This is a genomic window from Paenibacillus sp. (assembly GCF_035645235.1).
In the GTDB taxonomy this organism is placed as follows: Bacteria; Bacillota; Bacilli; order Paenibacillales; family YIM-B00363; genus Paenibacillus_AE.
In genome coordinates, this window is the sequence record NZ_DASQMZ010000099.1 from 20852 (window position 1) to 45869 (window position 25018).

At 59.1% G+C, this 25018-nt stretch carries 34 protein-coding genes and 1 riboswitch; of the genes, 24 read left to right on the plus strand and 10 right to left on the minus strand.

Annotation, left to right across the window (positions count from 1 at the left end; genetic code table 11):
- The first annotated feature begins 1 nt into the window (after position 1).
- Positions 2 to 784: an anti-sigma factor gene (locus VEZ38_RS09130; protein ID WP_324893040.1), complete on the plus strand. Its 783-nt coding sequence runs from the start codon at positions 2 to 4 to the stop codon at positions 782 to 784.
- A gap of 191 nt (positions 785 to 975) precedes the next feature.
- Positions 976 to 1491, plus strand: coding sequence for a DinB family protein (locus VEZ38_RS09135; RefSeq protein WP_324893041.1), 516 nt, complete (start codon positions 976 to 978; stop codon positions 1489 to 1491).
- Here the strand turns inward: VEZ38_RS09135 and VEZ38_RS09140 are convergent.
- Positions 1486 to 2742 (minus strand): HAMP domain-containing methyl-accepting chemotaxis protein, encoded by a 1257-nt coding sequence (locus tag VEZ38_RS09140; RefSeq protein WP_324893042.1) that lies wholly within the window; start codon positions 2740 to 2742, stop codon positions 1486 to 1488. The two genes, VEZ38_RS09135 and VEZ38_RS09140, sit on opposite strands and share 6 nt — an antisense overlap.
- A 171-nt stretch (positions 2743 to 2913) precedes the next feature.
- Here VEZ38_RS09140 and VEZ38_RS09145 point away from each other — a divergent pair, with 171 nt between their 5' ends.
- Complete coding sequence (locus VEZ38_RS09145; protein ID WP_324893043.1) at positions 2914 to 3099, plus strand: hypothetical protein; 186 nt, start codon at positions 2914 to 2916, stop codon at positions 3097 to 3099.
- Between the two features lie 46 nt (positions 3100 to 3145).
- Here VEZ38_RS09145 and VEZ38_RS09150 read toward each other — a convergent pair whose 3' ends face one another.
- On the minus strand, positions 3146 to 4228 hold the full coding sequence (locus VEZ38_RS09150; protein WP_324893044.1) for an HD-GYP domain-containing protein: 1083 nt from the start codon (positions 4226 to 4228) through the stop codon (positions 3146 to 3148).
- A gap of 249 nt (positions 4229 to 4477) precedes the next feature.
- Between VEZ38_RS09150 and VEZ38_RS09155 the strand changes: the two genes are divergently transcribed.
- Both VEZ38_RS09155 and VEZ38_RS09160 read left to right on the plus strand, forming a co-directional pair.
- Positions 4478 to 5578, plus strand: a complete 1101-nt coding sequence (locus VEZ38_RS09155) for an S-layer homology domain-containing protein (RefSeq protein WP_324893045.1) — start codon at positions 4478 to 4480, stop codon at positions 5576 to 5578.
- Positions 5579 to 5692: 114 nt separating this feature from the next.
- On the plus strand, positions 5693 to 6625 hold the full coding sequence (locus VEZ38_RS09160) for an aromatic acid exporter family protein (protein WP_324893046.1): 933 nt from the start codon (positions 5693 to 5695) through the stop codon (positions 6623 to 6625).
- Between the two features lie 15 nt (positions 6626 to 6640).
- Here the strand turns inward: VEZ38_RS09160 and VEZ38_RS09165 are convergent, their stop codons facing one another.
- Positions 6641 to 7252 carry a trimeric intracellular cation channel family protein gene (locus VEZ38_RS09165; RefSeq protein WP_324893047.1) on the minus strand — a complete coding sequence of 204 codons (612 nt, stop codon included), beginning with the start codon at positions 7250 to 7252 and terminating at the stop codon, positions 6641 to 6643.
- Between the two features lie 147 nt (positions 7253 to 7399).
- Between VEZ38_RS09165 and VEZ38_RS09170 the strand changes: the two genes are divergently transcribed.
- From VEZ38_RS09170 to VEZ38_RS09210, 9 genes are all read left to right on the plus strand, one after another.
- Positions 7400 to 8020, plus strand: a complete 621-nt coding sequence (locus tag VEZ38_RS09170; protein ID WP_324893048.1) for a DUF3298 and DUF4163 domain-containing protein — start codon at positions 7400 to 7402, stop codon at positions 8018 to 8020.
- A 66-nt stretch (positions 8021 to 8086) separates the two neighbouring features.
- Positions 8087 to 8608 (plus strand): hypothetical protein, encoded by a 522-nt coding sequence (locus VEZ38_RS09175; RefSeq protein ID WP_324893049.1) that lies wholly within the window; start codon positions 8087 to 8089, stop codon positions 8606 to 8608.
- Between the two features lie 221 nt (positions 8609 to 8829).
- Positions 8830 to 8925, plus strand: a complete 96-nt coding sequence (locus VEZ38_RS09180; RefSeq protein ID WP_324893072.1) for a YjcZ family sporulation protein — start codon at positions 8830 to 8832, stop codon at positions 8923 to 8925.
- Positions 8926 to 9137: 212 nt separating this feature from the next.
- Positions 9138 to 9305 (plus strand): hypothetical protein, encoded by a 168-nt coding sequence (locus VEZ38_RS09185; RefSeq protein ID WP_324893050.1) that lies wholly within the window; start codon positions 9138 to 9140, stop codon positions 9303 to 9305.
- A gap of 135 nt (positions 9306 to 9440) precedes the next feature.
- The gene (locus VEZ38_RS09190; protein ID WP_324893051.1) at positions 9441 to 10238 is read left to right on the plus strand and encodes an N-acetylmuramoyl-L-alanine amidase; all 798 of its coding nucleotides are present in this window, start codon (positions 9441 to 9443) and stop codon (positions 10236 to 10238) included.
- Positions 10239 to 10389: 151 nt separating this feature from the next.
- Positions 10390 to 10611, plus strand: a complete 222-nt coding sequence (locus tag VEZ38_RS09195) for an alpha/beta-type small acid-soluble spore protein (protein ID WP_324893052.1) — start codon at positions 10390 to 10392, stop codon at positions 10609 to 10611.
- 111 nt (positions 10612 to 10722) lie between these two features.
- The gene (locus VEZ38_RS09200; RefSeq protein ID WP_324893053.1) at positions 10723 to 10938 is read left to right on the plus strand and encodes an alpha/beta-type small acid-soluble spore protein; all 216 of its coding nucleotides are present in this window, start codon (positions 10723 to 10725) and stop codon (positions 10936 to 10938) included.
- Positions 10939 to 11127: 189 nt separating this feature from the next.
- Positions 11128 to 12111, plus strand: coding sequence for an acetylxylan esterase (locus VEZ38_RS09205; RefSeq protein WP_324893054.1), 984 nt, complete (start codon positions 11128 to 11130; stop codon positions 12109 to 12111).
- Positions 12108 to 12482 carry a sensory rhodopsin transducer gene (locus VEZ38_RS09210; protein WP_324893055.1) on the plus strand — a complete coding sequence of 125 codons (375 nt, stop codon included), beginning with the start codon at positions 12108 to 12110 and terminating at the stop codon, positions 12480 to 12482. The genes VEZ38_RS09205 and VEZ38_RS09210 overlap by 4 nt, the downstream gene beginning before the upstream one ends.
- Positions 12483 to 12554: 72 nt before the next feature.
- On the opposite strand, the gene VEZ38_RS09215 is transcribed toward VEZ38_RS09210, so the two are convergent.
- Entirely contained in the window at positions 12555 to 13385 is an 831-nt protein-coding gene (locus tag VEZ38_RS09215; protein ID WP_324893056.1) for a M23 family metallopeptidase, read from the minus strand.
- A gap of 123 nt (positions 13386 to 13508) precedes the next feature.
- Between VEZ38_RS09215 and VEZ38_RS09220 the strand changes: the two genes are divergently transcribed.
- Entirely contained in the window at positions 13509 to 13811 is a 303-nt protein-coding gene (locus VEZ38_RS09220) for a DUF1811 family protein (protein WP_324893057.1), read from the plus strand.
- An 11-nt stretch (positions 13812 to 13822) separates the two neighbouring features.
- Here the strand turns inward: VEZ38_RS09220 and VEZ38_RS09225 are convergent, their stop codons facing one another.
- Positions 13823 to 14500 carry a PilZ domain-containing protein gene (locus VEZ38_RS09225; protein ID WP_324893058.1) on the minus strand — a complete coding sequence of 226 codons (678 nt, stop codon included), beginning with the start codon at positions 14498 to 14500 and terminating at the stop codon, positions 13823 to 13825.
- An 86-nt stretch (positions 14501 to 14586) separates the two neighbouring features.
- A riboswitch (cyclic di-GMP riboswitch) is annotated at positions 14587 to 14669 on the minus strand.
- 166 nt (positions 14670 to 14835) lie between these two features.
- On the opposite strand from VEZ38_RS09225, the gene VEZ38_RS09230 reads away from it, so the two are divergent.
- On the plus strand, positions 14836 to 15216 hold the full coding sequence (locus VEZ38_RS09230) for a GNAT family N-acetyltransferase (RefSeq protein ID WP_324893073.1): 381 nt from the start codon (positions 14836 to 14838) through the stop codon (positions 15214 to 15216).
- 59 nt (positions 15217 to 15275) lie between these two features.
- Positions 15276 to 15518, plus strand: a complete 243-nt coding sequence (locus VEZ38_RS09235) for a DUF3892 domain-containing protein (protein WP_324893059.1) — start codon at positions 15276 to 15278, stop codon at positions 15516 to 15518.
- Positions 15519 to 15599: 81 nt separating this feature from the next.
- On the opposite strand, the gene VEZ38_RS09240 is transcribed toward VEZ38_RS09235, so the two are convergent.
- Both VEZ38_RS09240 and VEZ38_RS09245 read right to left on the minus strand, forming a co-directional pair.
- Positions 15600 to 16343: an MBL fold metallo-hydrolase gene (locus VEZ38_RS09240; RefSeq protein WP_324893060.1), complete on the minus strand. Its 744-nt coding sequence runs from the start codon at positions 16341 to 16343 to the stop codon at positions 15600 to 15602.
- A gap of 232 nt (positions 16344 to 16575) precedes the next feature.
- Entirely contained in the window at positions 16576 to 16731 is a 156-nt protein-coding gene (locus VEZ38_RS09245; RefSeq protein ID WP_324893061.1) for a Spo0E family sporulation regulatory protein-aspartic acid phosphatase, read from the minus strand.
- A 254-nt stretch (positions 16732 to 16985) separates the two neighbouring features.
- Here VEZ38_RS09245 and VEZ38_RS09250 point away from each other — a divergent pair, with 254 nt between their 5' ends.
- Together VEZ38_RS09250 and VEZ38_RS09255 are read left to right on the plus strand one after the other, a co-directional pair.
- A complete protein-coding gene (locus VEZ38_RS09250; protein WP_324893062.1) occupies positions 16986 to 17579 on the plus strand; it encodes a copper amine oxidase in 594 nt (197 codons plus the stop codon).
- 54 nt (positions 17580 to 17633) lie between these two features.
- The gene (locus VEZ38_RS09255; RefSeq protein ID WP_324893063.1) at positions 17634 to 17924 is read left to right on the plus strand and encodes a DUF1292 domain-containing protein; all 291 of its coding nucleotides are present in this window, start codon (positions 17634 to 17636) and stop codon (positions 17922 to 17924) included.
- 62 nt (positions 17925 to 17986) lie between these two features.
- On the opposite strand, the gene VEZ38_RS09260 is transcribed toward VEZ38_RS09255, so the two are convergent.
- The gene (locus tag VEZ38_RS09260; protein ID WP_324893064.1) at positions 17987 to 18406 is read right to left on the minus strand and encodes a DUF1885 family protein; all 420 of its coding nucleotides are present in this window, start codon (positions 18404 to 18406) and stop codon (positions 17987 to 17989) included.
- A 187-nt stretch (positions 18407 to 18593) separates the two neighbouring features.
- On the opposite strand from VEZ38_RS09260, the gene VEZ38_RS09265 reads away from it, so the two are divergent.
- Complete coding sequence (locus tag VEZ38_RS09265; protein ID WP_324893065.1) at positions 18594 to 18884, plus strand: DUF3055 domain-containing protein; 291 nt, start codon at positions 18594 to 18596, stop codon at positions 18882 to 18884.
- Positions 18885 to 18965: 81 nt separating this feature from the next.
- On the opposite strand, the gene VEZ38_RS09270 is transcribed toward VEZ38_RS09265, so the two are convergent.
- Positions 18966 to 20438, minus strand: coding sequence for an aminotransferase class I/II-fold pyridoxal phosphate-dependent enzyme (locus tag VEZ38_RS09270; protein WP_324893066.1), 1473 nt, complete (start codon positions 20436 to 20438; stop codon positions 18966 to 18968).
- 152 nt (positions 20439 to 20590) lie between these two features.
- Here VEZ38_RS09270 and VEZ38_RS09275 point away from each other — a divergent pair, with 152 nt between their 5' ends.
- The gene (locus VEZ38_RS09275) at positions 20591 to 21808 is read left to right on the plus strand and encodes an MFS transporter (RefSeq protein WP_324893067.1); all 1218 of its coding nucleotides are present in this window, start codon (positions 20591 to 20593) and stop codon (positions 21806 to 21808) included.
- Between the two features lie 35 nt (positions 21809 to 21843).
- Complete coding sequence (locus VEZ38_RS09280; protein ID WP_324893068.1) at positions 21844 to 23028, plus strand: MFS transporter; 1185 nt, start codon at positions 21844 to 21846, stop codon at positions 23026 to 23028.
- Between the two features lie 93 nt (positions 23029 to 23121).
- On the opposite strand, the gene VEZ38_RS09285 is transcribed toward VEZ38_RS09280, so the two are convergent.
- Positions 23122 to 23763 carry a DUF1054 domain-containing protein gene (locus VEZ38_RS09285; RefSeq protein ID WP_324893069.1) on the minus strand — a complete coding sequence of 214 codons (642 nt, stop codon included), beginning with the start codon at positions 23761 to 23763 and terminating at the stop codon, positions 23122 to 23124.
- A 183-nt stretch (positions 23764 to 23946) separates the two neighbouring features.
- Between VEZ38_RS09285 and VEZ38_RS09290 the strand changes: the two genes are divergently transcribed.
- Together VEZ38_RS09290 and VEZ38_RS09295 are read left to right on the plus strand one after the other, a co-directional pair.
- A complete protein-coding gene (locus tag VEZ38_RS09290; protein ID WP_324893070.1) occupies positions 23947 to 24543 on the plus strand; it encodes a hypothetical protein in 597 nt (198 codons plus the stop codon).
- 204 nt (positions 24544 to 24747) lie between these two features.
- A partial coding sequence (locus VEZ38_RS09295; protein WP_324893071.1) for an NAD(P)-binding domain-containing protein occupies positions 24748 to 25018 on the plus strand: 271 nt, incomplete at its 3' end.

Consider the following 25018-nt stretch of genomic DNA (forward strand, 5'->3'; position numbering starts at 1 on the left):
GATGGACGAGCGAACGAAGGAAGACGTGTGCGGACTTGCATTGTCCTATGTGTCCGGCGAATGCGACGAGACGCAGGCGAAGGTTTTCGAGCGCCATCTCGGCGACTGCTCCGTCTGCCGAGCGGAAACCGAGGAGCTGTACGAGGCTTGGGAGGTGCTGTCTGGCGACATGGAGAAGCTGGATCCGCCGAAAGCGTGGAAACAGGAAGTGTTGACCGCTATCTTCGATGCGGAGGAGGCTCATCCGCCTGCGCGGGAACCGATCTCGCCGCGGGACGCCTCGGCGAAGGGCGGCAGGTGGCTGCTTGCGGGAGCCGCCGCCGCGGCCGCCGTTGCGATCGGCGCGCTCGCGTTCTGGAACGTCGAGCTCCGGAACGAACGGGCAAGCTGGCCGATGCCGTTGGAGCATGCGTTATCCGCTTCCGCCTCCCGCATCGAGACGCTCGTGCCGCTTCGCGCGGTGGCGTCCGAGTCGGCAACGTATGCCGACGCGAGCCCGGACGCCTACGGCGTCGCCTGTATCGTAGACAACGGGCAGAGCAAACAATTCGTCGTATACGTATTCGGAGCGCCGCGGACGGAAGGAGACGAAGCGTACCAGGTTTGGCTCGTCCGGAACGGCGTCAGGACAAGCGCCGGGACGTTCCGCGTCGGCGACGACGGCATCGGCGTGTTAGCGATGCCGATCGCAAGCGAACCGCCGCGCTTCGATTCGATCGGCATTACGATCGAGCCGGACGATACCGGCGACCAACCGCGGGGGGAGCGGGCATTCGCTTCTTGAACTTTACGGCTTGACACCGAGCCCGCGACGCGAGACGATAGTCGTAACGCGACGCGCGGAGCGGGGAACGACAAACATGGAAAGAACATGCCGGAGTCGCGCTTGTCCCGAGAGGACGAACGGGCTCCGGCTTTGCGTATGCGGGGATCCCGCAGCCGCGCGAGCGACATTATCGAATGGGGGATACGGTTATGAACATCGCAAAGCCGGTCGACGGCGATTACAATCCTTATTTTAAAACGTACATCGACCTCGTGGAAGACGGGGACATCGTCGCCGCGCTGGAAACGCAAGCCGGCGAGATGCGGCGACTGTTGTCGTCGATCTCGCCGGAGAAAGCGGCATATCGGTATGCGGCGGACAAATGGAGCGTTGCCGAGGTCGTCGGCCATATCGCGGACACGGAGCGCGTGATGAGCTACCGGTTGCTGCGCGTCGCGAGAGGGGACCGAACGCCGTTGCCGGGCTTCGATCAGGACGTATTCGTTCGGAACGCCGATTTCGGCGCTTGTACGCCGGAGCGGCTCGCGGAGGACTACGAAGCGGTTCGCGGGGCGACGCTATCTCTGCTGAAGGGCCTGCAAGAAGCGGCCCTCGCCCGACGAGGCGTCGTCAGCGATCGCGAAACGACGGCCGCTGCGCTCGCCTACGTCATCGCGGGCCATGAGCGCCACCACCTAAACATCTTGAAGGATAAATACTTATAGCTTGAAAACGTTCAGCGATTGCTGCAGCTGGGAGACGAGCTTCGTCATCTGCTCGGAGCGTTCGACCATCGCTTTGACGGCTTCGATCTGCTCCGCCATCGAAGCGGACACCTGCTCGGTGCCGGCGGCGGATTGCTGCGTGAAGGCGGAGACGTTTTCGACGATGTTGGAAATTTGCCTCGAGCTTTCGAGCATCTGCTCGCTTTCCTCGGCGAATACCGCGATCTGATCGGTGATGAACGTCACGTTGCGCACGATATCGGAGAACGCGCGCTCCGTCTCGGCGATTAGCCTCGTTTGCTCTTCGACGATCTGCTCGTTCTCGGAAATCGAGACGAGGGCGCGTTCGACGCTTTGCTGAATCGTATGGACGAGCTTAAAGACTTGCTTCGTCGAGCCGGTCGCTTCCTCGGCGAGCTTGCGCACCTCCTGCGCGACGACGGCGAAGCCGAGTCCGTGCTGGCCCGCGCGGGCAGCCTCGATCGAAGCGTTCAACGACAGCAGGTTCGTCTGCTCGGCGATATCGGAAATCGTTCTCGTAATTTGGCTGATGCCTTCGGCTTGCTGGGCCAGCTCGTGAATCGTCTTCGACACGTTGGCCGTCGCTTCGACGTTCCGCTTCATCCCGCCGGTTTGCACCTCGACGGACGAGAGGCCTTGCCTCACGAGCTGCAGCATCTCGCCGGACTTCGCGTTCATCTCGCGGGACGACTCGGTATACGCCCCGACCTTCTGCTCGATGTTTTTCGTCGCGACGGAGACGCCGGCGATGTCTTCCGAGATGCGCGTGGCGCCCGTCGCGAGCTCGCCCGCGGCCGAAGCGACCTCTTCGAGCACCGTCTTCATTTGTTGGTTCTTCAAGAAAATATCGCGGCTCGACTCGAAGACGTGCTTCGACGTACGGCCGGTATCCTGCAGCAAATCGCGGAGCTTCTCGATCATCTTATTGAATGCGGCCGCCAGCTCGCCGAGCGTGTCGTCCGACTGCATATCGATCCGATTCGTGAAGTCGCCCTTGGAGATGGCCAGCGCCGCCCGGGTCATGTCCGTGATCGGTTCTGTAAGCGTTTTCTCCAGCCAACGAAAGAAAAAGATGCTCCCGGCGGCTAATGCGATCAAAGCGATCAAGCCGAGAAGGAACTTGCCAGTGGCGATCAGGAAGGGAAGCATGACGATTGAGTACGCCAGAATGACCGCATAATTGCCCGCTTGCAATTTTTGATTAAACGATAACTTCAGAAACCAGTTCATCATAACGCCCCTTTAAGTGGTATAAGTAGGTTGTCTTGGGCAAATTATACCACCCGTCGGAACGGTTTCGCTACATTTTTCTTTCAGTTTCGACAAAGCCTCGGATCGGGGGATGATTCGTTCGCGAGGCGGTAAAAATAGGGGAGCGATCAACCGAGGGAGGGAACGAAATTGACGCCGTACGAAGAGAAAAGGCAGGAAGCGGACGGGGACCCGAAGACCGTCCTGGAGGATACGGCGGCCCATGAGCGGATCGGCCTGCGCGCCGACGACGCGCACGACGAAAGCGTGAATTTGGGCCATTCGTCGGACTGGCTCGGCAAGGAGCGCGAGCAACAAAGAAGAGGACCTCGGTGACGAGGTCCTCTTCTTGATTTCGTCCGCGTCTTCGTCGCGGGCGGGTTCAAAGCGTCTGCACGATCGTGATGTTGACATGCGTGCGAAGGTCGATTTCATACGCGGTCGTCGTCTCTTTGCCGTCGGCTTCCTGGATGATCCGAACGATCGGCCGGTGCGCCACGAGCGGGTCGACGTGGGAGACGACGCCGAGCTGTCCGGTGTTGAGCTGGACGGTGGAGGACAGCGGATAGATGGCGATATACTTGCAAAACAGCTTAATCAGTTCGATGTCGAACCACTGATTGCCGCTCGCGTACAAAAATTCGATCGCTTCGCTAGGGCTGTACCGCTTCCGATACGGGCGGGGGGACGTGAGCGCGTCGTACACGTCCGCGATCGCGACGATTTGCGCGTATTCATGGATTTCTCCGCCCTTCAAGCCTCTGGGATACCCCGAACCGTCGAACCGTTCGTGATGTTGAAGCGCGCAGTGCGCGGAAAGCAGCGACACGTCGTACTGCTTGCGCAAGAGGTGGTAGCCTTCCTCCGTATGCTTTTGAAGCCGGCCGCGCTGCTCGCCCGTCAAATCGGCGCCGCTTTGCCATAGGTTGTCGGGGAAGACGGTCATGCCGACGTCGAACAAGAGGGCGCCGACGCCCAGGTCGAGCAGCTGATTTTTATTGTAGCCCTTCGCGATGCCGAGCACGCCGGCCAGCACCGCCACGTTCACGGCGTGATGGAACAAGTATCCGTCCTTCACGTGGAGATTGATCAAATTGACGACGACATCCCCGCGATTGGGCAGCTCCGTTAAAATATTCGTAAACAGCGAACGGAAGGTGGAGCCCATGTCTTTCACCGGGGCGCTCTTCTTGCCCTTCGCCTCGGTCATCAGCCCCGTCATCGTCTTATGCACGGCCTCGACGGATTTCTTGCGGGTCTCGTCCTGAAGCACGTCCTCCGGTATGATGTCGGACGTCCGCTGGTCTTCGACATATATATAATCGATGCCCATTTGCTTTAACCGATCGATATACCGGTCGTTCAGTTCGATGCCGACTCCGAGCAAAATCGATCCGGTTTCCGTCCATATCGGCTTCGCCAGCTTATATCCGGCGCGAGCCGTGCTGATATGCGTTCTTCTCATGTTGACCATCCGCTCCAGAACCGTTATAAATCCCATGTTACCTAGTTTTTCGGGGATGGTAAAGGGTTATGGGAAAAGTTTCTTCGATTTCCCGAGCAATCGCAGGATTCGACGACGTTCGCCGTTACGAAAAATAGGCTTGTCGCATGGTGGACAACCGCGTCAATTTTCGCTTCGATCCCGAATACTTTAGAAAACTCCGTCATATCGTTAGATTCGCGGGGAATTCGACATCCGGGAGGGAACGGAATGAACGCATGGAGAAGAGCGGCGGCGTTGCTGCTTACGATCGCCCTGGCATTCGGCGTCGCGGGCGCCGCGGGGGCGAACGGGGCGGAGACCGAAGGCAAGACGCTGCAGTTGATCGCCGATCAGTCGACGGCGGCGGCCGGGGGCAAGGTGCAGTATCATCTCATTTATCACAACGTCGAAAATAAAAATCAAACCAACACCCAGCTGCATGTGAAGCTGCACGAATGGATGGAAGTCGTCGACGCCGGCGGCGCCGAGTTCGACGCGACGCTCCACATGTTGAAGTGGCGCGTGAAGGACGTCAAGGCGAACGGCGCGCACGTCGTCCATTTCCAAGTAAAGCTGAAGGCGAACGCGAAACGGGGCGAGCGAATCGAGCTCGAGGCAGAAGGCGAAGGCGACGGCGGCGTGAAGTGGAAGTCGCCGAAAATTTCGGTAAAGGTCGATACGGAGACGCATCAGCCGTTCATGCAAGGATATCCGGACGGCACGTTCCGTCCCGACGGCGAGCTGACGCGCGCCGAGACGGCCGCCATGGTCGCGCGCATCACCGGTTTGCGGACGGTCGAGGCGTCCGCGTACGAGGACGTGGACGCTTCGCATTGGGCGCATCGTTACATTATGCAAGTGAAAGCAGACGGCTATATGATCGGTTACGACGGGAAATTCCGCCCGGAGGATCCGATCACGAGGGCGGAGCTGCTCGTACTGATGCTGCGCCTGCACGGCATCGCCGAGGTGCCGTTCGAGGTGCCGTACGGCGATATGAAGGCGCATTGGGCGCGCTACGCGTTGGGCACCGCCCACGCGCTCGGCTATATCAAGCCAATGCCGGGCGAGGCCGCCTCCCCGCACTTCGCGCCGGATCGGCCGATCGAGCGGAAGGTTGCCGCCATGTGGCTGAGCATCGGTTTGCTTCGCGGTCCGCTCACGGACGGCGATACGGATGTCGTCCAACATTTCCCGGACGTGCCGAAGAGCCACCCGTACTTCGCTTGGATCGAGGAAGCGTCGGCCGTCGCGCACGAGTCCGAGCGTCGGGGCGAAGGAGCGGAGCAGCTGCTTCGGTACTTGCCGGAGGCGACGGCGCCGTTCTAATAAGATTGCTGCTACGGGCTGTTCCCGGCGCTTTCGGCGCCGTCGGAGCAGCCTTTCTTCGTTTGATATATAATATATCGTAAACCGGACGAACGATCGGGTCGGAGGGAACGGATGAAAATCGGATTTCGCACGTTGAAAACGGCGGTAGGCGTCAGTCTGTCCATTGCGATCGCTTACGCGCTCCAACTTGAGTTTTATACCTCCTCGGGCATCCTGACGTTGCTTTGTATCCAGAAGACGAGGAAAGAGTCGCTCGCGGCCGTCCTCGAACGGCTCTTCGCTTGCCTGATCGGCTTCGCGTTGTCCGGGGCGTTGTTTTGGGCGATCGGATTCCATCCGTTAACGATCCTGCTGCTGTATCTCGTGTTTATTCCGTTGACCGTTCGCTTACGCATTCAGGGCGGCATCGCGAGCAGTTCGGTCATCATGATGCACACTTACGTGCAGGGTTCGATCGATTGGACGCTGGCGTGGAACGAGCTGGCCGTTGTCGCGATCGGCCTCGGCGTCGCGCTCGCCGTCAATATGTGGATGCCCGGTATCGATAAGCAAGTGGAACGGTACAAGGAGGAAATCGACCGCCTGATGGCGAGCGTGCTTTCGGAATACGGCAAGTACATGAAGGACGGGTACGGGCTTTGGGACGGGAAGGAAATGCTCGAGCTGTCCGACGTGTTAGATCAGGCGAGAGATTTGGCGATCGTCGAGGTGGAGAATAACCTGACGCGCAAGGGCCACCCGTTTTACCATTATTTCGACCGGAAGCGGCAGCAGCTTCAAATTCTCGAACGGATGCTTCCGATGGTGTCCCGCATGGACACGCGCGTGGAACAAGGCATTCGGCTCGGCGAATTTTTCGAGGAGCTCGCCGACAGTCTCCGGCGTCACGCTCACGCCGAGTTCGCGCGGCACGAGGACAAGCTCCGGGCGATCCGAGAGCTGCACAAGAGGCTGCCGATGCCCGAGACGAGGGCGGAATTCGAAAACCGCGCGCTGCTGTACGGGCTCGCCAACGAAGCGGAAGGCTTCATCCGCAAGGCATGATGAAGCGCCGGCGCTTTATTTTTTCTCCTTATACACCGGGAAATCGATCTTTAAGGCGATGGAAGCGATCCGGATCGCGAACGTGACGACGAGGCACAGGAACATCGCCGCCAAATTCGGCAACGCGCCGACCGTAAAGTAGTACGTCCCGGCGCCGACGATCGAGGCGATCGCGTACACCTCCTTGCGGAATACGAACGGAATTTCCCGGACGAACACGTCCCGGAGCACGCCGCCCCCGATGCCGGTAATCAGCCCCATCGACACGACGATGAACGGCTCGTCGTACCCGTGGGTCAACGCCGCATTGGCCCCGACCGCGGTAAAGACGCCGAGTCCGATCGCATCGGAGCCGAGGATAAACATCCGGAGCCGTTCGATGCGCCGGTAAAACAGCCACGTCAGCAGCCCCGCCCCCGTAGCGACGAGGAAATAAGCCGGATCGAGAAAGCCGACCGGCGGGAGGCGGCCGATCATGACGTCGCGGGCCAGCCCGCCGCCGAGCGCCGTCGCGCCTCCGAGGAACAAGACGCCGAAGAGGTCGAGTTCCTTGCGAATCCCGACCAGCGCGCCGGACACCCCGGCGGCGAATACGCCCAAATATAAAAAGAGCTCAATAAATATCATGGCGGAACCCAGCCTTCCCGAAAAACTCGATTCTTGTAATTATAGGGAAAGATTCGGGCTAATGTCCAACCCGTGCCGCATACGAATGTGGGGAGAACTCATTTTCGAGCGAATGCGAGAGGACGGTGTTGGCGAATGCCGGCTCCCATGAGGTTCCCCGTACCGATTCAAACCGGGTCTTACGTCGTGCCTCATATCGAGGTGTATTATCCGAGCGTCTTCGGCCTACCGAATGCGGGTGCCCAGTCGCGCATGAACGCCGAGATTCGCGCCCAAGCGGGCCGAATGATCGAAGAGCAGGCGACGGCGCAAGCTTCGCCCGAGGGCGGCGCCACTACCATGACGGGCTTGTACGAACTGAAGACGAACGAACGCGGCGTCCTCAGCTTGACGCAAAGCAATTACGCCTACACGTCGCCGGCCGCCCACGGCATGACGCTGCTGCGGTCGCTGACGTTCGACGTCGCGTCGGGCAAGTCGTATGCCCTCGGGGAGCTGTTTCGTCCGGGGTCGGCTTACAAAGCGGCGATCGACGCCGACATTCGAAAGCAAATCGAGGATCGCGACGTGCCGCTGATCGCCGATTTCCAAGGCATCGCGGCGGATCAGCCGTATTATATCGCGGATAAAGCGCTTGTCGTGTACTTTCAATTATACGAGCTGACGCCGTACGTGTACGGTTTCCCGATGTTTCCGATCTCCGTCTATACGCTTCAAGAGTTCGTTGTCGAGGCGGGGCCGCTCGGACGCATGTTGGCGGGCGTGTAGCGACACCGGTTAGGCAAGCACCCATCCGTCGCCGCGAGAATATAGTGGTACGGGTGGTGAAGGCTTATGACGTTAACCGGCATCGATTATCGCGCGGGCGACATTCTGACCGCTTGCGACAATGAATTGAACGTGCCGACGGGGTATTTGGGCCACAGCGCGATCGTCGTCGACGAGGAGCACATCGTCGAGGCGGTCATTACGTATCCGTACGTGCAGGTCGGACGCGTCGCGGATTTTCTTCGGGTGCATCCGAAGCATGCGCAGTATCGGCCGGTCGATCCGGCGTGGGGACAAGCGGCGGCCCGTTACGCGGTCTGGTACGTACAGCAAAGCGATCGCAACAAGGCATCGGGCGTGAACGTGCCGCCGTTTTCCTTTTCCGACGCGATACCGCTTCAGGATCCTTGGACGTCCATCTATTGCTCCAAGCTGGTTTGGCTATGTTACTATTACGGCGTCGGCTATCCGTTTTACAACGATTTTTATCTCTTCAGTCCCGAGGATCTCGACGCGGTATTGTCGAAGGATCCGAACTTCCGGCTCGTCTACAAGCATCCGGAATTTCAGTTTTTCGTAAACACCTGAGCGCGGGCGTTCACCTATTTTCCGGGCCGATAGGCAGTTACACCGTTCCACCGATGTCCCCCCTTCATACTATGGGATTGTGCTAACGCACCACAACACAACCACCAAGAAGGAGTGTTTCGAAAATGACGGGATTGGGTAACTTCGGCGCGAACATGGGCTTGAACGCAGGCGTGAACGCGAACGCGCATCTGAACGCGCATGTCGGCGCAGGGTACGGCATGGGCTACGGCGCAGGCTACGGCTACTCCAGCACGGGCGCAATCTTGGTATTGTTCATCCTGCTCGTAATCATCTCCCGCACGATTTACGCGTAACTTTACGCCTGAAGCGGGAAGGGACGGCGAAGCGTCGTCGTCCGGACGGCAACCTTCGTACGGTGGACTGTCAGAAGCACCTCCGAACCGTCCAGGGTTGCATTGCCCCTAGAAGCCGTGCGCTTCCGGGGGCAATGTCCCCAGTACCCGCCGAAGCGGTACATATCCTAATTTTTTTGTATAATGGGGGGAGGGAACGGGAGGCGACGCGGTTGCTTAGTTTGGAACAGAAGAAGCTGATTCTCGACGTCTTGCGCAAAGAACGGAGAAGCTTATTTTCGAAATACAAAGGAAAACTGCTCGAGAAGACGATCGAAGACCTCGGCCAGATGATACGCAACGAGCAGGTGAACGCGAAGGATCGACCGAGATCGCTGTAGGGCGCCGACGGCGCTTTTTTCGCATTTTGGGCTCGTCCCGGGACGAACGGCGCATAACGCGCCGGGCTCCGGCCGCATACGATAAAGAGTAATCTGGCTTTACGTATAACGGTGTAACGGAAGGAGGAGTCGTTGATGGCGGTTCCGATACTCATCATCGATCCGGGGCACGGCGGCGCGGATGCCGGCGGCGGCTCGAACCGGCTGTGGAAGGAAAAGGACTTCGTCCTGCAGATCTCGCTCTATCAAGCGGAGCGCTTCGGTCAGCTCGGGGTGCCGGTCGCGTTGACCCGGCGCGCGGACGTGACGCTGCCGCCGGCGGATCGCGCGGAAATCGTGCGGGAGAGCGGCGCGCAATACTGCATCTCGAACCATATTAACGCCGGAGGCGGCGACGGGGTAGAGACGATTCATTCGATTCATTCCGACGGGAAGCTGTCGCGGCGAATCGTCGAGGCGATCGGAGCGCGGGGGCAAAACATTCGCCGCGTCTTCACGCGAACGCTGCCCGGCGACGCGAGGAAGGACTATTACTTCATGCATCGCGAGACGGGCGGCGTGCAGACGGTCATCGTCGAATACGGCTTCGCCGATTCGACGGCCGACGACGTGACGCAGCTGCAGACGCAATGGAGAGCGTATGCGGAGGCGGTCGTGCAAGCGTTCTGCGCGCATATCGGCCACCCGTACGCACCGCCGCGAGCGGTGTCCGCCGGGTCGACGGAAGGCACAGGGACGGCGAAAGAGGACGCAAGCGAGCTCCCGGACGTGCAAGGGACGATCGGCATCGTCGCGGACGGCCTCTTAGCGGGCCGAGGCTATCTGATCGACAACGTCTCGTACGTGCCCGCGCGACTGCTTTCGCAGCTGTTCGGCGCGAGCGTCGGCTGGGACGGAAAGAACGTAACGATCGATACGGATCGAGACGCTTGAATCGTAGAGACGTTCCGGGAAGGGAGCGGGGAGCGAATCCCCGCTCCCTTTCCCGCGTGACTAGGTTGGAGGAAATTGGTTTGCGCGCGATCGAATAAGGACAAGCCGGCCGTCGGATAATAGAGTTACCACAGCAAGGGAGGTGACAACCATGGGTACAGGTTCTAACAGCACGAATGATTTGGTTGTACCACAGGCTTCTCAAGCATTGGAGCAATTGAAATTCGAAGTGGCCCAAGAACTCGGAATCCAGATTCCACAAGACGGTTACTATGGGCATATGGCGACTCGCGACACCGGTGCAATCGGTGGTCACATTACTCGCCGCCTCGTGCAAATCGCGGAACAACAATTGGCCGGCCGCATGAAGTAATTCGGTTCGCCGTTCGGAAGGGGCGCGGAGCGCAACGGCGGCGCGCCGATGCATAGCCTCCGCCCTTCCGAAACACAATAGGATTACACAAATATGAGGAGGTTGACAACTATGGGTACAGGTTCCAACAGCTCGAACGACTTGGTAGTGCCTCAAGCATCGCAAGCACTGGAGCAGCTGAAGTTTGAAGTAGCGCAGGAGCTCGGCATTCAAATCCCGCAAGACGGGTACTACGGCTATATGGCTACTCGCGACACGGGCGCAATCGGTGGTCACATCACTCGCCGTCTCGTTCAAATCGCAGAGCAAACGCTGGCTGGTCGATAAACACGAAAGAATTTCCTCCTAGACGAAGAAGCTCGGGCGTTCGCGCCCGGGCTTTTTTGCGCGCGAAGGACAATTGGGGCTTGCCCGCCGCCCGGAGAGGAGTAAAATGGAAAGAGTCGAGCGAGAGCGTTTACGCAAGATCGACACTAGCTCTCTGAAATGAACTCCGGTGGCGAGGTGACAAGCGCATTGAATGCGATTGAAAAGAGGATCGAAGAGCTGTATCGGTTCGCCCCGTGCAGCACGCCGCCCGAAGATCATGCCGATTTTTGGAACCGAACGATCGAGGAAGCGCTCGGTTCCCCGTTTCCGTCGAGTCGTACGGCCATCGACAGCCTTATGGACGGCGCAGCGGCATATGACGTTACGTACGAAGGGTTTGCCGGAACGCCCATCCGAGGCACGCTGATGCTGCCGGCCTTCAAGTCCGGACCCTATCCTTGCCTGCTGACCTTCCCGGGATATACCGGTGGCCGGGGAACGGCGGACCGGTACGCGCACTGGCTGCTCATGGGGGTCGCGGTGTTCGCGGTCGACGTTCGCGGACAAGGCGGGGATACCGGCAATACGCTCGACAGCGAATTCGGCATGACGCGGGGGTGGATTACCCAAAACATCCTGGACCCGGAACGCAGTTATTACCGCGCGGTCGCGGTGGATGGCTTGCGCGCGGCCGAGTGGATGGCCGAGCAGCCGGAGCTCGACCGCAGCCGGTTGGGCGTCGTCGGAGGGAGCCAAGGCGGCGGCTTGGCGCTGCTCGTCTCCGCCGCGCACCCGTCGATCGGGCTTACGATCGCGGACATCCCGAATATGTGCAATATGGATCACGGGGTGCTGCACTCCACGGGCAGCTTGTCGGAGGTGGCGGACTTCGGGCGCAGGTACCCGGAGCGGTTGCCGGAAGCGCTGCGTACGTTATCGTACTTCGATCTGCTGCATATGGGCGAACGGATCGAGCATCCGGTTTTGATGTCGGTCGGCCTGAAGGACACCGTCTGCTTGCCGGAGCAAGTGTTTCCGATGTTTCAAGCGATCGCGTCCGTGGACAAACGGCTTGAGATTTACCCGTTCACCGGCCATTCGGTCGAGGCGGAGCAGGTGCGCAAGGGAATGAAGTTCGTACGCGACCGCTGGCTCGGCGGCGCAAAACCGGAGGAGGAGACGCGAGGATGAGTTTATCGAAGGGACATACGTTGTGGTACATTCCGGACGGGTACATTCCGCCGGTCAGTACGGGGACGTTAATCAGCCATGAATCGATCTGCGTGTTGAACGCGAACGCCGAGGCGGCGAACTTGTCGATTACGATTTTCTTCGAGGATCGCGATCCGCTGGAGGACGTCGCGGTTCGCGTCGAAGGCCGGCGCACGGCCCATGTGCGGACGAGCACGTTGGAGCGGGACGGGCAGTCGATTCCGGTCGGAGTTCCGTACGCCATGGAAGTGCGCAGCGACGTGCCGATCATCGTACAATACAGCCGGATGGACGCAACGCAGCCTGCGAATACGCTGGCGACGACGATGGGCTTTCCGGTCGTCGGCTGACGCTGCATACGACAATAAGGGCTGCGCCGAAGCGGTTATCGCCTCGCGCAGCCCTTGCGTGTGGGGGCATAATTATCGGTTGAGCTCCCACCAGACTAAGAACGGGTATGGATCTTGCGTCGTCCAGGTCGACGTCGCCGTGTTGTAGATGCCGAAGTGCAAATGCGGAAGGAATCGTCCTTTCGTTCCCTCCGGCCCATAACCGGTGCTGCCGACGTAGCCGATCAACTGCCCCTGGCGAATCGTGCCGCCCTTCGCGAACGCTTGACTGTACTTCTGGAGATGGGCATAATAAAACGCTGTCCCGGCGTCGACCTTGACGGTCAAACGATATCCGCCGTAGGTGTTCCAGCCGACGTTCGTAATCGTACCGCCCATGGCCGCATAAACGGGCGTTCCTTCCGGCGCGAAGATATCGACGCCTTCATGGGTGCGCACGGCGGAGCCGTCCGGCGTCCACGTCCGCGCGTCCGCATAATTGTTCGTGAACGTCGTATACGTCCCTTTCGCAAGCGGAAATTGTCCCGCCGCGAATGAGGAAGGCGGCGTCGGAACCTGAAGGCGGAGACCGGGCCAAATCGCATTCGGATTCGTAAGCTGCGGATTGGCGTTCACCAGCGCGCGAAGCGGAACGCCGGCGCGCGAGGCGATGCCGTACAACGTGTCGCCCGCCTTAACGATGTAATTGCCAGTGTCCGGAACGGTGAGCTGCTGTCCGATGCGCAGCGACGCCGTCGTCAGCTTGTTTAGCGACATCAGTTCGGTGACCGTCATGCGGTTGGCGGTGGCGATCGCCCAGAGCGTGTCCCCGGCCTTCACGGTATAGACGGCCGCAGAGGCGGCCGGCGCGCTCAGCGCGGCGGCGAGGAGCAATGCCGCGCAAGAGAGGGCGGTCTTCTTCATCGAAACAAACATCCCCTTATCGTCGAGTGGTAGCTAACGTTGGTCTAACGATAGAATAATAGATATCGACGCGGGGAAATAGTTGAAAATGTTGGTCCAAGGCGAAAGCAGGAGGAGAAGTGGATGAAACGATTCAGCGAAATGAGCGCGGAGGAGCTGTCCGCGGAGATCGAGCAGCTCGCCGAGCGGATGAGACGGAGCGAGAGCGAAGGGGAGCGGGACGTGCTGAAGCAGCGCTGGCTGCTCGCGCGTTCTTACGCGGTAAGGGAGAATGCGTTCCCTCCCGGTCCATACCGAATCGAGGATCGGGACGAGCGATTCACGCTGCGGTACGTGAACGGCGTCATGGGTTGGGGGACGGCTGAGAACGGCGAGGAACGGGCATACCCGTTGGCCGTGCTCCGTTCCGAAAACAGTAACCCGTAAATCGTTTATCTTTACATGGCCGTCGGTTCGTCGAGTCGCTGCTTGGCCCGTTGCTTGATTTGCTGGCGCAAAATATATCCGCGCAACGCGTTCAGATCGTCGGGTTCGATCGAGGCGAAGCGGGCGCCGACGTACGTCAGCCCCTCTTCCGTCGTCTGCTTTCGGGAAACCTCGATCGTACAAGGCATGCCCCCGTTGATATGGAGCTCGAGCTCTGCGATCATGAGGGGCCGTATGCCCGGATCCGTCTCGATCGTAAACCCGACGCCGCCGAGGCTGACGTTGCGAATGTCGACGACGGTCGGCTCGCCTAGTTTGTCGGCTCCTCCGGAGGCCCAACGCAGCGCCCGCAGGCTGCCGGTATCCGTCACGTCGATCCGGGGAAATTGGCGACGCGTCGACAATCGTTGGTTTTCCGGCGGATTTAGGACCATCAGCATGCCGATGTCCTTGGCGATTACGGACGAGGCCAAGATGAGAAAGCCGTTCGCGGAGTACACGGTGAGCTTCACCGGATCTCCGGGTTTGTATACTTTGAACTGAGGAAGCTCGATTTCGATAATATCGCCTTCGATATACGAGACGATGCCGGTCGAGATGTATGCGTCTTTCTCGATGGATACCCGGCAACCGACGGAGATGGCGTTCTTCTGATGGTGTACCAGTTCGTTCACGTGAAGAAACGACATGAGCTCATCCTCCTTAATCCGATTGGAAAGCAAATGAAAAATCGTCCGCGAAGGCGGACGATCTAGGAGTCTCGTCTACGCTCCACTTCGGCAACCCGGCCGCCGTTGCTTGCGCGTTAGGCCCGTGGCTTTGCGTCTCCGTCTTTCGACGGATTTGCCATGTTCGTGAGGAACATTTTATACTATTAGTTATATTATATGGCATGGTTCGAAAGTTGCAATAGGGGACATAGGATTTTTTTAACAATCATGAACTCATCGAGAGGACGACGACAGAAGTGATCATTACGAAAATCGAGACCGAAGCGCAGCTCCGTCAAGCGTTCGGAATTCGCATGGAGGTATTCGTAGAGGAACAGAAGGTACCCGCGGATCTGGAGATGGACGAGTACGACGCCTCTCCTTCCGCCGCGAAACACCTTCTGCTTTCCATCGACGGCGCGCCTGCGGCTACGGGGCGCTTCATCGAGTACAAGCCGGACACCGCCAAGCTGCAGCGTATCGCGGTGCGTCTGCCGCATCGCGGCCAAGGCGTCGGCAAAGCGCTGATGCAGGCTTTGGAAGGATGGGCTAAGGACGAGGGTTTTACATACGCCTTACTGGATGCGCAATGCCAGGCGGAGCCGTTTTACCGCTCGCTCGGGTATGAGAAGACGTCGCCGGAGACATTCTTGGACGCCGGTATTCCGCATGTCCGCATGCGCAAACGGCTGTAGGGCAGGGCCGAATACCGTACGGCCGTCGGGAGCATCCTACCCGCAAGGGGGTGCTCGTTATGCAAGCATCGAATGACGCAAGGGAAACGTTCGCGGCCGTACGCAAGAACGAGGACGGCGATATTACGGCGTTCCGAACTTCGACGGGCAGAACGTTGTCCTACGACGAGGCGCTTCGGGAAGTTTCATCCGGAGCGATCGCCGGCGTGAACGCATTCAAGGGCCGCGACGGCGAGACGTATCTTCGAGGCGATGCGGATGGAGATCCGACGAACAACCTGGATGCGCTGCCTACGTTCTGATCGCTCGGTTGATGCGGACGCAAAAGGGGCCGCGGTCCGAAAGCAGCATTCGCTGCTTCGGATCCGCGGCCCCTTCGTTATTTAACCGAAACGGTATACCTGATGCTGCTCGATGAAACGCATGCGGCCCGTCTTGCCGATAAATTCGTCGCGCCCGTCCTCGTAATGCATCAGCCATAGGTTGTCCTGCACTCGATCGGGCAGGGTTAATAGCTCGGACAACGTCGTATGTACAGCCCCGTACCCCCGAAGCTGGCAGTCATGCAAAATATGGCCGCACCGCCCCGCGTCGATCAAGCCGATCAGCAGGTCGGGGTCGAACGTCATGTCGGAGCTGTAGAAGACGCTCTCGTTCAAAAGCACCGCAAAGCTGGGCTTGTTCGGCACATGTTTCGTAGCGACTAGCTCCACCGTCAAGCCGTCGAACACGGCGACGGGTTGGCCCGCTTCCAGCGGAACGACGTCGAAGTAGCTCGATAAGGAATCGCAGTTCGCGCTATGATCTTCCATGGCGCCCTTCAAGGATTCTTCCCAGAGCGGCTTCTGAAGCGCTGCGGGCACGAACAGCTTCAGCTTTCGCTGATGTACGTACTTCATTCGGAAGGCGATTTCTTCCAATCCCCCGATATGATCCCCGTGGATATGCGTAATCAAGATGCCTTCCAGATCCGCCGGCGAGACGGAAAGCTGGTGCAGCGCGTAGGGCGCCGTGACGCCGCAGTCGATCAAGAGACGGGAACCTTTCGCGGAGACGATGGCGTTATTGTTGAAGTATTTCTTCGCGAAGGCGTTGCCGGTTCCGATCATCTGGATTTGAATCTCCACTTGCCGTCCTCCCTGCATGACCCAATGATAGCATTTCCACTTTACCATGATTGAACGCAAAACGAAAGGCGGGACGGCAACTTTTGCTAGGACGCAAACTGCCCGATCGCATAAAAAAAACCGAATCGCCGCGTTCTCCGGGCGTCGGTCGAGTACGGTTCATTTTCGCAACGCTAAAGGCCCGCGGCGCACGCGAGAGCCGGGAAGTCGGGTGCGTTCGGCCCCCGGATTGCTACTTGCTTTCCATCATGCGGACGATGACCTTGTCGAGCCGCCTGCTGATGGCGAGCACGTCGGGATGGCGGAAGTCGTATTTATATTTTTCGGCCGTGCGTTCGAGTAGTTTCTTTAATTTCGCGAATTCCTTCTCCATGGTGGCGTTCGTCATATCCCATCTTCCTTTAACTTTGCTCCCAATTAAAATAATAGTATCGTAAAAGAGGGAGAAAAGGAATTTTTTCTATGTACGCGAAAAACCGTTTACGAGCACGGGAATTCATGTTATTATTTGCTTTTATTTCCCAGTTTTCCGAATAAGGAAACGTCGCTAAGGGAGCTTTCGAGAAAGTTTCCGGGTCGACCGCAACTCCTGTTGCCGAACGGAGTATATAGGAGTGCAACGAACATTTGGAGGGAACCCGTATGAAAATCCGGAACATCGCGCTTGGCATCCTGGCGTTGTCGCTCGTCGGCGGAGCAACGGCCGGGGCCGACGACATCGTGCAGACTTGGAAGGGCAAGAAGGTCGGCGTACAAGTGAACGGTTCGGTTCTCGACGGCGGAGGCATTCAGATCGACGGCAAGACGTATTTGCCGATTCGGGCGATGGCCGATACGCTTCAGGCGCTGATCAAAGCGGAGTCCGACGTCGTACATATTTATAAACCGAATGTGCACCTCCTTTTGTTTACAGGGAAGAAAGACGCCATGACGCCTTTCGGGAACGTCTTTTTGGGCACTTACGAGTTTTCCGTATTCGCGCAGGTCGATAATTTGAAAACGAAAGTACATTCGTTGAAGACGACCGTCGTGGATCCGTCCGGGCAAACCGTCGATACGCAGGTGTACAAGATGTCCGACGAGAACCGGGACGCGTTCTGGTATACGACGTCGGCCTTCAAGATCGATTTCAAATCGACGGGACAATACAAAGTGAAGTTCTTTATTAAGCAGTCCGAGGACAACGAGTTCGAGCTCATCAGCGAGAAGGCGATCCTCGCCATGAAGAAGGAATAATTCCTCGCCGATAGGCAACACTTCAGGGTAGAACGGGCGGGAAGGGGTCTGCATATGACGGATAAGGAACGCGAAGCGATCGGGGAAGAGGAAGAGTCGATATACGTCGTTACGGACGAGAACGGGGTCGAGCGCGAGCTTGTACCGGTCTATACGTTCGACCATGCGGAGAACGAATACGTCGTTCTGATCGATCGCAACGACGCCGAAGCGGACGGACTCATTCTTCGCATCGAACAAGACGGCGACGAGGTCGTGCTGGCGAATATCGAGGACGACGAAGAGTGGAACGCCGTACTGGACATTTACAATGAGCTCCTCGAAGACGAGGAAGACGAAGCATAAGCGGGAAGGGGCCGTCCGTGAAGTCATCGACTTTTCGGACGGCCCCTTCGCTTATGCCGGCGTTATTTTCGGGGATTATAATACATGACCCTGCCGTTGAACAGATGCAGCTCGCACTTCAGGTGGCGTGCTAAATATTTGCAAAGCTCATTGCCCTTCGCTTTATCCCCGTGGGTGCTGCCCTCGGGCAGCACGACCTGCACGTACGGCTTCGCTTCTTCGCCTTCGCCCTTCGTTCCTACGCCGAAGACGATGTACTTGTATTGGTCGGTTTTCCCTTTCAGATAAAACCATACGCCCTCGCCATCCGGCTTCTTCTCGATCGTATAGGGGAAGGCGGCGTCGGCATAATCCCAATCGAGCTGTTCGCCCGTCTTCGCAACCTGCTCCCGGTACCTGTGCAGCTGCGCTTCCAGTTCCTCTAGCGTCAAGGAAGGCACGGCGGAGCCCTCGACGAAATACAAATATGCGCTCTGACTCATGGACCCGTTACACCCACTTTATATCTGATGGTTCCATATTAGCAGGTTTATCCATACGTGACAACGATTCGCGGCGGCGCGCTTGCCTCCCGGTCGCAGATTCACGTATAGTGAATGTAAGGGGAAACCCTGATCGCAAGAAGTGCTGGGGACGTAACGACGATATAGGACAAGGAGGATGGCCGCCATGTTCGATCACTTGTACGACGAAAGCGAGAGCGCGAAGGTCGATTTCTTCGGGTATGCGTCGGAACGGGCTCGTTACGATTTCGCCATCGTGTTTACGAACCGATTCTTCGGCAAGCCGTTGGTCGTTTGCATGCAGACGGGAAGATCCTCGCTTCTGTGCGCGGATGACCTGACGAATACCGAGAACCTGCAGCGCACCTTCGCGATCGAGAACGAAGAGGAAGCCGGCGAATTGGCGATGCTTCTCAAGCAGCGTCTGCCGTATCTGGAGTTGAAAGAGCAATATTAGATGTTCCGGTAGGAAACGGAAGAAGGGCCGTCTCGTCGAACGCTTCGACGGGGCGGCCCTTCTTTGCGCGTGTCTTCGGCGTTAGGCGAAGATCGCCCGTTCCTCGACGATCACTTTGACGTTGCGGATCGTCTTGTCTTCGGGGCCCTGCACCGGCAAGCCGATTTCGACATGCTCCGTAATGTAATCGATATTTTCCCGAGAGATGACTTCGCCCGGCAGCAAGATCGGGATGCCCGGCGGATACACCATGACGAACTCCGCGATGATGCGCCCGTCCGCTTCCGCGAGCGGCACGGATTCGGTTTCCGCGTAGAACGCGTCCCGGGGGGACAGCGCCAGCGTCGGGATTTTCGGATTTTTCACGATCACCGGCTTCATCTCGGCGGCGCCTGCTTGTTCCGCGGCGATGCCGTGCAGCGCGTCTACGAGCTTTAGAATCGTCTCCTGCGTATCGCCCGGCGTGACGATGCAGAGGATGTTGTACATATCGCTCATTTCCACTTCGATGTTGTAACGCTCGCGAAGCCGCTTCTCGACCTCGTACCCCGTGACGCCGAGCCGCCGCACATGCACGGTCAGCTTCGTCGGATCGTAGTCGTACGTCGCTTCCGTACCGAGAATGTCGTTGCCGAAGCAATATAAACCCGGAATCGCATTGATGCGGTCTCTCGCTTCGCGGGCGAGCGACAGCGCGCGGCTCGCCAGCTCGCGGCCGTGGATGGCGAGGCTGCGCCGCGCCGCATCCAAGGAGGCGAGCAACAGATAGGAGGTCGATGTCGTCGTCAGCATCGACAGGATCGCCTGCACCCGCTTCGGGTTGACCCGGTTTCCTCGCAAGTTCAGCACGGAGCTCTGGGTAAGCGATCCGCCGAGCTTGTGCACGCTCGTCGCGGCCATATCGGCGCCGGCTTGCATCGCGGACAACGGGAGCTCCTCGTGGAAATGGATGTGCACGCCGTGCGCTTCGTCGACGAGCACGGGCACGTCGTGCGCGTGGGCGAGCTCGACGATTTCCTTCAAATTCGCGCTGATGCCGAAATAGGTCGGATTGATGACGAGCACCGCCTTGGCGTCGGGGTGCCGCTCCAGCGCGCGCCGCACCGAGCGCGTCGTAACGCCGTGCGCGATGCCGAGCTGGTCGTCCATGGCCGGCGATAAGAAGACGGGACGGGCCCCGGCGAAAATGATCGCGGACATGACGGATTTATGCACGTTCCGAGGGACGATGATTTTTTCGCCCGGTCCGCAGACGGACATAATCATCGTTTGGATCGCGCCGCTCGTGCCTTGCACGGAAAAATACGTATAATCGGCGCCGAACGCCTCCGCCGCGAGACGCTGCGCCTCGAAGATAGCGCCGGACGGCTGGTGGAGGTCGTCGAGCGGCGCGATGTTGATCAGGTCGATCGATAACGCGTTGTCGCCGAGGAACGATCGAAATTCGGGATCCATGCCCGCGCCTTTCTTATGTCCCGGGATATGGAATTGCAGCGGTTCCTTCGACGCATGCGCCTGCAGCGCGTCGAACAGCGGTGTGCGGGTTTGGTCCACGCTTCACGTCGCCCCTTTCCTGACGATTCAAAATTCGATTTGCACAATAGAAATGAGTATAGCAAAAAAGGCAAATGTTTCAATACTCAATTTTCATCGCATATAGTGTTGCTCGCCGTGGCGAAAATAAACGGAAAAAGGGGAGGTGGCCTATGCTTCGGACGTCTTCGCGGCGCGGGGGGCGGTCGTTCGTCGGCAACGCCTTCGTATGGAAACTGCTTTTTCTTATGTTTTCCGTCGAATTCGTTAAAGGGGCGCTGCTGGTCTCCCTGTTGCCGATCTACGCGAATCGGACGCTGGGGCTGTCCGCTTACGTGCTCGGCTGGGCGTTCGCGCTTCAATATGTCGGCGACAACGTCTTCCGCATTCCCGTCGGCCGGGCGATCGACCGCTTCGGATACCGGCTGCCGATGACCGTCGGACTTTGCGCTAGCGCGGCCGGCGTCGCGGCGCTCGCTTGGATGCAAAGCGGCTTCGGACTGCTGGCCGGCTGCTTCTTGCTCGGCGCGGGCACGTCCCCGCTGTGGCCGTGCGTCGTAGCGGGGGCGACGGACGCGGCGGGCGAGGAAGCGAGCGGCGCCGCGCTGTCGAACGTGTACCTCGCTTCCTTCCTCGGAACGGGCTGCGGACCGCTCGTCGCCAACGCCTTGTCCGGCGAAGGGAGCATGCGTTTATCGTTTTCGATATGCCTCGCGTTGTCCGCCGTCGCCGCGGGGGTCGGCGGATCGCTTCCGGCGCGGGGGATTTCCGGGCGGAGGGAGTCGCGGCCGGGGCCGGACAGGGAAGGGGCGCTTCGCGCCCTCCGAGATGTTCCGCACGGAACGGTCCTGTTCCCGGCTATGTTTTTGCAGACGTTGGCGCTCGGCCTGCTGACCCCGGTCGTTACGCTGTACGCGCGCGAAGAACTGGGGCTCAAGGCCTCCGAGTTCAGCCTGCTGCTTGCGACGGGAGGCGGGGCGGCGCTGGCGCTGTTGCCGATCGTCGGCAGACTTTCGGATCGGCGGGGAACGCGGCCGTTCCTCATGGCGGGCATTCCGCTAACGGCCGCCGCCACGGCCTTCTTCGCCTTCGCGGCCCCAGGCTGGCATTTATACGCGGCGGTCGCCGCGGTCGCGGTCGGATACGCGCTGCTGATTCCGTCCTGGAACGCCTTCCTTGCGCATGCGATTCCGAAAGCGAGAAGGGGGGCCGCCTGGGGAGCGTTCCTTGCGATCGAGGGTTCGGGCTTCGTTGCGGGGCCGATCGCGTCGGGCTGGCTGTGGGAGCGCGTCTCCCGCCAAGCGCCGTTCCTCGCCAGCGCTGCGGCTTTGCTAGGCATGCTGGGTCTTTACCTGTCCATTTCCTTCCGAAAATCGAATGTGATACGATAGACGGTGTTGCTTTGAAACTCAATGGGGGAACGGGAATGGACAAGCGTATGGGCGTCATCATGGTTATGTTGCTGACGATCTTTCTCGGCTTCGGCATTATTATACCGGTACTGCCGGAGATGATCGTGGGTTCCGGCGAGGAACGGTTTCACTTGTACGTCATGCTGGCGGTATATTCAGCGGCATCCTTCCTGCTGTCGCCGGTGTGGGGAGCGCTGTCGGACCGGATCGGCCGCAAGCCGGTATTGATGGTCGGCGTGCTCGGATTTAGCGTTAGCTTCTTAATGTTCGGCTTATCGGATGGCCAGTTGACGCTCATGTATGCGTCAAGGGTGCTCGGAGGCGTATTCTCGGGCGCGACGACCGCTTGCGCGGTCGCCTACGTAGCCGATATTACGCCGGAGGAGCGCCGGACGCGCGCGATGGGCCTCGTCGGCATGTCCATCGGGCTCGGCTTCATCTTCGGCCCGGGCATCGGCGGTCTGCTGAGCGTCTTCGGCAACGAGGCGCCGTTCTTCGCCGCGGCGGCTTTGGCGCTGTTGAACTTCTTCTTCGCGTTCGGCACCCTTCAGGAATCCTTGCCGGCCGAGCGGCGCCGCGCCGCCGCCGCCGCGCCGAAGCAGTCTCGTTGGACGGCGTTCCAAGGTCCGATCGTCTACTTGTTTCTCATGATGTTCGTGCTCACGTTCGCGCTCGCGGGGCTCGAATCGACGCTGCAGTATTACCAAATCGAACGGTACGCGGCCACGCCGCAGGATATAGGCATCCTGTTTCTCGTCAGCGGCATCGTCGGCGCGCTCGTGCAGGGCGGCTTCGTACGCCGATACGCGAAGAACGGGACGGAGCCGCTCCTGATCCGCGTCGGGCTGACGCTCCAGGCGCTCGGGTTCGTCTTGCTGCTATTCTCGAAAGACGTCTGGACCGCCTCGGCGTTCATGAGCGTCTTCGCGATCGGGAATTCGTTATTGCGCCCTTGCGTCACTTCTTTGATCACTCAATCGACTCGGGCCGGGCAAGGCGTCACGAACGGGCTGAGTTCTTCGATGGACAGCCTTGGGCGCATCGCCGGGCCTTTGATCGCCGGCGGGCTGTTCGAGCTCGACATGTCGCTGCCGTTCTTCGTCGGCGCCGGCGTATCCCTTGCGGCGATGCTGCTCTTAGGCAAATATTTGTCGCTTGGCGGTCGTTCGTCGGCAGGTCCGGCAGACGCGGCGGGGTAACCGCGGGCGACGTGCCGTACATACGCGAGCCTTAAACGAAACGGGGCCGTTCCAAGGTAGCGAAACTACCGAGGGACGGCCCCGTTCGCGCGTTCAGAACGCCATGCGATATAACGGCATTAACGTTTCGAAGGTGCCCCGGAGGGTCTCGTACAGCTTTGCGCCGTCGCGAAGCAGCGGATCGTCTCGTCCGATGCGGATGCCGACGAGCGCTTCGGATTGCTTCGTGCCGGCCAGCTTGGCGGCCAACGCGGAGAACGCGTCGTCCGTCATCTCGCCATGAGGCGTCCCGCCGGGTTTCATATGGTCCGTCGACCAGACGAAAGACGCCGGCACGATGCCTCGGACCCGATCCCGTTCCCGGAGCAGCGCTTCGGCGAAGACGGATTTGTTCTCGCACTCGTAAATGATGGCGAATTGCGCGAATAGGTGCGACTCGAACAACCCGACTTGGAAATGAGGCAGCATTTTATACCCGCGCTTATTGGCGGCCCAGGCGACCCACGTGTCGTTCGGCGGATGCACCGTGCGGCGCGCGTGCTTGGCCACATGCGGAAACATCTCGCCCCCCGAGAGCGCCGCGAGGTCCGGAGCGAGGGCGGCGCCGAGCGCCGTCAGCTTCGGACGGACGGTCCCGATCAGCGCTTCCATGCGCGGGGCGAGCCCGGGAATCGCGAAGACATCGAAATCCGACGGTCCGAAAGCGATCGTCGAATCGTACAGCGAATCGGTCAAAACAAAGTTCCCCCTATCCAACAGTCATTTTAACATTTTACGAAAATTAGGCCCATAAACCAAGTTGCCAATTCATACAAATCAGTATAGTATAGAGGAAAGAGTAATTTTCAGAATATTTCGTCATTGTCCGCCGCTTGGATCTGCTTCGATACTTTCTTATGCAGCTTGGGAGGGATTGCCGTGAACAAAAGCTTTGAAGTGGAGTACTGCAACTTGGACTTGCGATTCGATCGCCGGACAATCCACAACTTCATCAAGTCGTTGATTCAAGAAGGGTATTCGTTGTACTGGTCGGAGAACGACGCACATTTCATCGCGTCGATCCGAACCGGCCGCCGGCTCGTCAAGCTTAAGTTTCAGCGGGTAGGCGAACGGTTTAAGCTGGTAGGGAACTATTCGTTCCGTGACGAGAAGCTCGTGGAGCTGATGGAGCGCATGATCGGCGCGACGCGCGGCCACGCGGTAGTTAAGCGCTTTCGCGACCGGCAAATCGTCATCGAAAATATTATGTTCGGCGAAATTATTCGCATGGTGGAAATTTCCGGCGTAGAGCATAAAGTCGTATATCAAAAGGAATCGGTCGTCACGCTCGAGGACATCGCCCAGGCGTACCGCTCGACCCGAGCGGAGGAACGCATCCCGGCGCTTCGGATGGAGATCGATTACGAACTGGCGACTTTGCAGGAGGCGCTCGAGCACGGTCAGCGGGAGACGGCCGACGCGTGCCGCGCGAAACTCGAAGAGCTTCGCCAGGAGATGCTGCTGTTGGAAGCGTAAAAATTTGCCGCCCCGCGGCGCTCCGGATGAAGGTCCGGGGCGCCGTTTTTTTTGCGGCGAACAGGCCGGCAGCGGCTGAAATTGTATCGACTTCGTGAACGCGGAATCGGATTTGTTGGAACTGGACGAGCATTCGTGTAAAATAAGGAAGATGCATTCGGAATGAAAGATCGAGTTACTTTCAAAATACAAAGGATGATGAACATGTCGAAACAACAGATCGGCGTCGTCGGCCTCGCGGTCATGGGCAAGAACCTTGCGCTCAACATGGAAAGCAAGGGATTCTCGGTAGCCGTCTATAACCGGTCCCCGGAGAAGACGAAGGAGCTCGTCCAGGAAGCGGCAGGCAAAAACCTCGTCGGCGCGTTCAGCGTCGAGGAATTCGTCGCGTCGCTCGAGACGCCGCGGAAGATCATGATCATGGTCAAGGCGGGCGAGCCGACGGACAAGACGATCGAGTCGCTGCTGCCGCATC

Bases quoted from the DNA above. Each gene is read 5' to 3' on its own strand.
- VEZ38_RS09225 (WP_324893058.1), bottom strand. From the start codon at position 14,500: ATGTCGTTTCTTCACGTGAACGAACTGGTACACCATCAGAAGAACGCC.
- VEZ38_RS09220 (WP_324893057.1), top strand. From the start codon at position 13,509: ATGAAACGATTCAGCGAAATGAGCGCGGAGGAGCTGTCCGCGGAGATC.
- VEZ38_RS09275 (WP_324893067.1), top strand. From the start codon at position 20,591: ATGCTTCGGACGTCTTCGCGGCGCGGGGGGCGGTCGTTCGTCGGCAAC.
- VEZ38_RS09210 (WP_324893055.1), top strand. From the start codon at position 12,108: ATGAGTTTATCGAAGGGACATACGTTGTGGTACATTCCGGACGGGTAC.
- VEZ38_RS09255 (WP_324893063.1), top strand. From the start codon at position 17,634: ATGACGGATAAGGAACGCGAAGCGATCGGGGAAGAGGAAGAGTCGATA.
- VEZ38_RS09280 (WP_324893068.1), top strand. From the start codon at position 21,844: ATGGACAAGCGTATGGGCGTCATCATGGTTATGTTGCTGACGATCTTT.
- VEZ38_RS09265 (WP_324893065.1), top strand. From the start codon at position 18,594: ATGTTCGATCACTTGTACGACGAAAGCGAGAGCGCGAAGGTCGATTTC.
- VEZ38_RS09195 (WP_324893052.1), top strand. From the start codon at position 10,390: ATGGGTACAGGTTCTAACAGCACGAATGATTTGGTTGTACCACAGGCT.
- VEZ38_RS09260 (WP_324893064.1), bottom strand. From the start codon at position 18,406: ATGAGTCAGAGCGCATATTTGTATTTCGTCGAGGGCTCCGCCGTGCCT.
- VEZ38_RS09190 (WP_324893051.1), top strand. From the start codon at position 9,441: ATGGCGGTTCCGATACTCATCATCGATCCGGGGCACGGCGGCGCGGAT.
- VEZ38_RS09165 (WP_324893047.1), bottom strand. From the start codon at position 7,252: ATGATATTTATTGAGCTCTTTTTATATTTGGGCGTATTCGCCGCCGGG.
- VEZ38_RS09245 (WP_324893061.1), bottom strand. From the start codon at position 16,731: ATGACGAACGCCACCATGGAGAAGGAATTCGCGAAATTAAAGAAACTA.
- VEZ38_RS09150 (WP_324893044.1), bottom strand. From the start codon at position 4,228: ATGAGAAGAACGCATATCAGCACGGCTCGCGCCGGATATAAGCTGGCG.
- VEZ38_RS09250 (WP_324893062.1), top strand. From the start codon at position 16,986: ATGAAAATCCGGAACATCGCGCTTGGCATCCTGGCGTTGTCGCTCGTC.
- VEZ38_RS09135 (WP_324893041.1), top strand. From the start codon at position 976: ATGAACATCGCAAAGCCGGTCGACGGCGATTACAATCCTTATTTTAAA.
- VEZ38_RS09170 (WP_324893048.1), top strand. From the start codon at position 7,400: ATGAGGTTCCCCGTACCGATTCAAACCGGGTCTTACGTCGTGCCTCAT.
- VEZ38_RS09235 (WP_324893059.1), top strand. From the start codon at position 15,276: ATGCAAGCATCGAATGACGCAAGGGAAACGTTCGCGGCCGTACGCAAG.
- VEZ38_RS09180 (WP_324893072.1), top strand. From the start codon at position 8,830: ATGGGCTACGGCGCAGGCTACGGCTACTCCAGCACGGGCGCAATCTTG.
- VEZ38_RS09175 (WP_324893049.1), top strand. From the start codon at position 8,087: ATGACGTTAACCGGCATCGATTATCGCGCGGGCGACATTCTGACCGCT.
- VEZ38_RS09140 (WP_324893042.1), bottom strand. From the start codon at position 2,742: ATGAACTGGTTTCTGAAGTTATCGTTTAATCAAAAATTGCAAGCGGGC.
- VEZ38_RS09200 (WP_324893053.1), top strand. From the start codon at position 10,723: ATGGGTACAGGTTCCAACAGCTCGAACGACTTGGTAGTGCCTCAAGCA.
- VEZ38_RS09130 (WP_324893040.1), top strand. From the start codon at position 2: ATGGACGAGCGAACGAAGGAAGACGTGTGCGGACTTGCATTGTCCTAT.
- VEZ38_RS09155 (WP_324893045.1), top strand. From the start codon at position 4,478: ATGAACGCATGGAGAAGAGCGGCGGCGTTGCTGCTTACGATCGCCCTG.
- VEZ38_RS09230 (WP_324893073.1), top strand. From the start codon at position 14,836: ATGGAGGTATTCGTAGAGGAACAGAAGGTACCCGCGGATCTGGAGATG.
- VEZ38_RS09160 (WP_324893046.1), top strand. From the start codon at position 5,693: ATGAAAATCGGATTTCGCACGTTGAAAACGGCGGTAGGCGTCAGTCTG.
- VEZ38_RS09215 (WP_324893056.1), bottom strand. From the start codon at position 13,385: ATGAAGAAGACCGCCCTCTCTTGCGCGGCATTGCTCCTCGCCGCCGCG.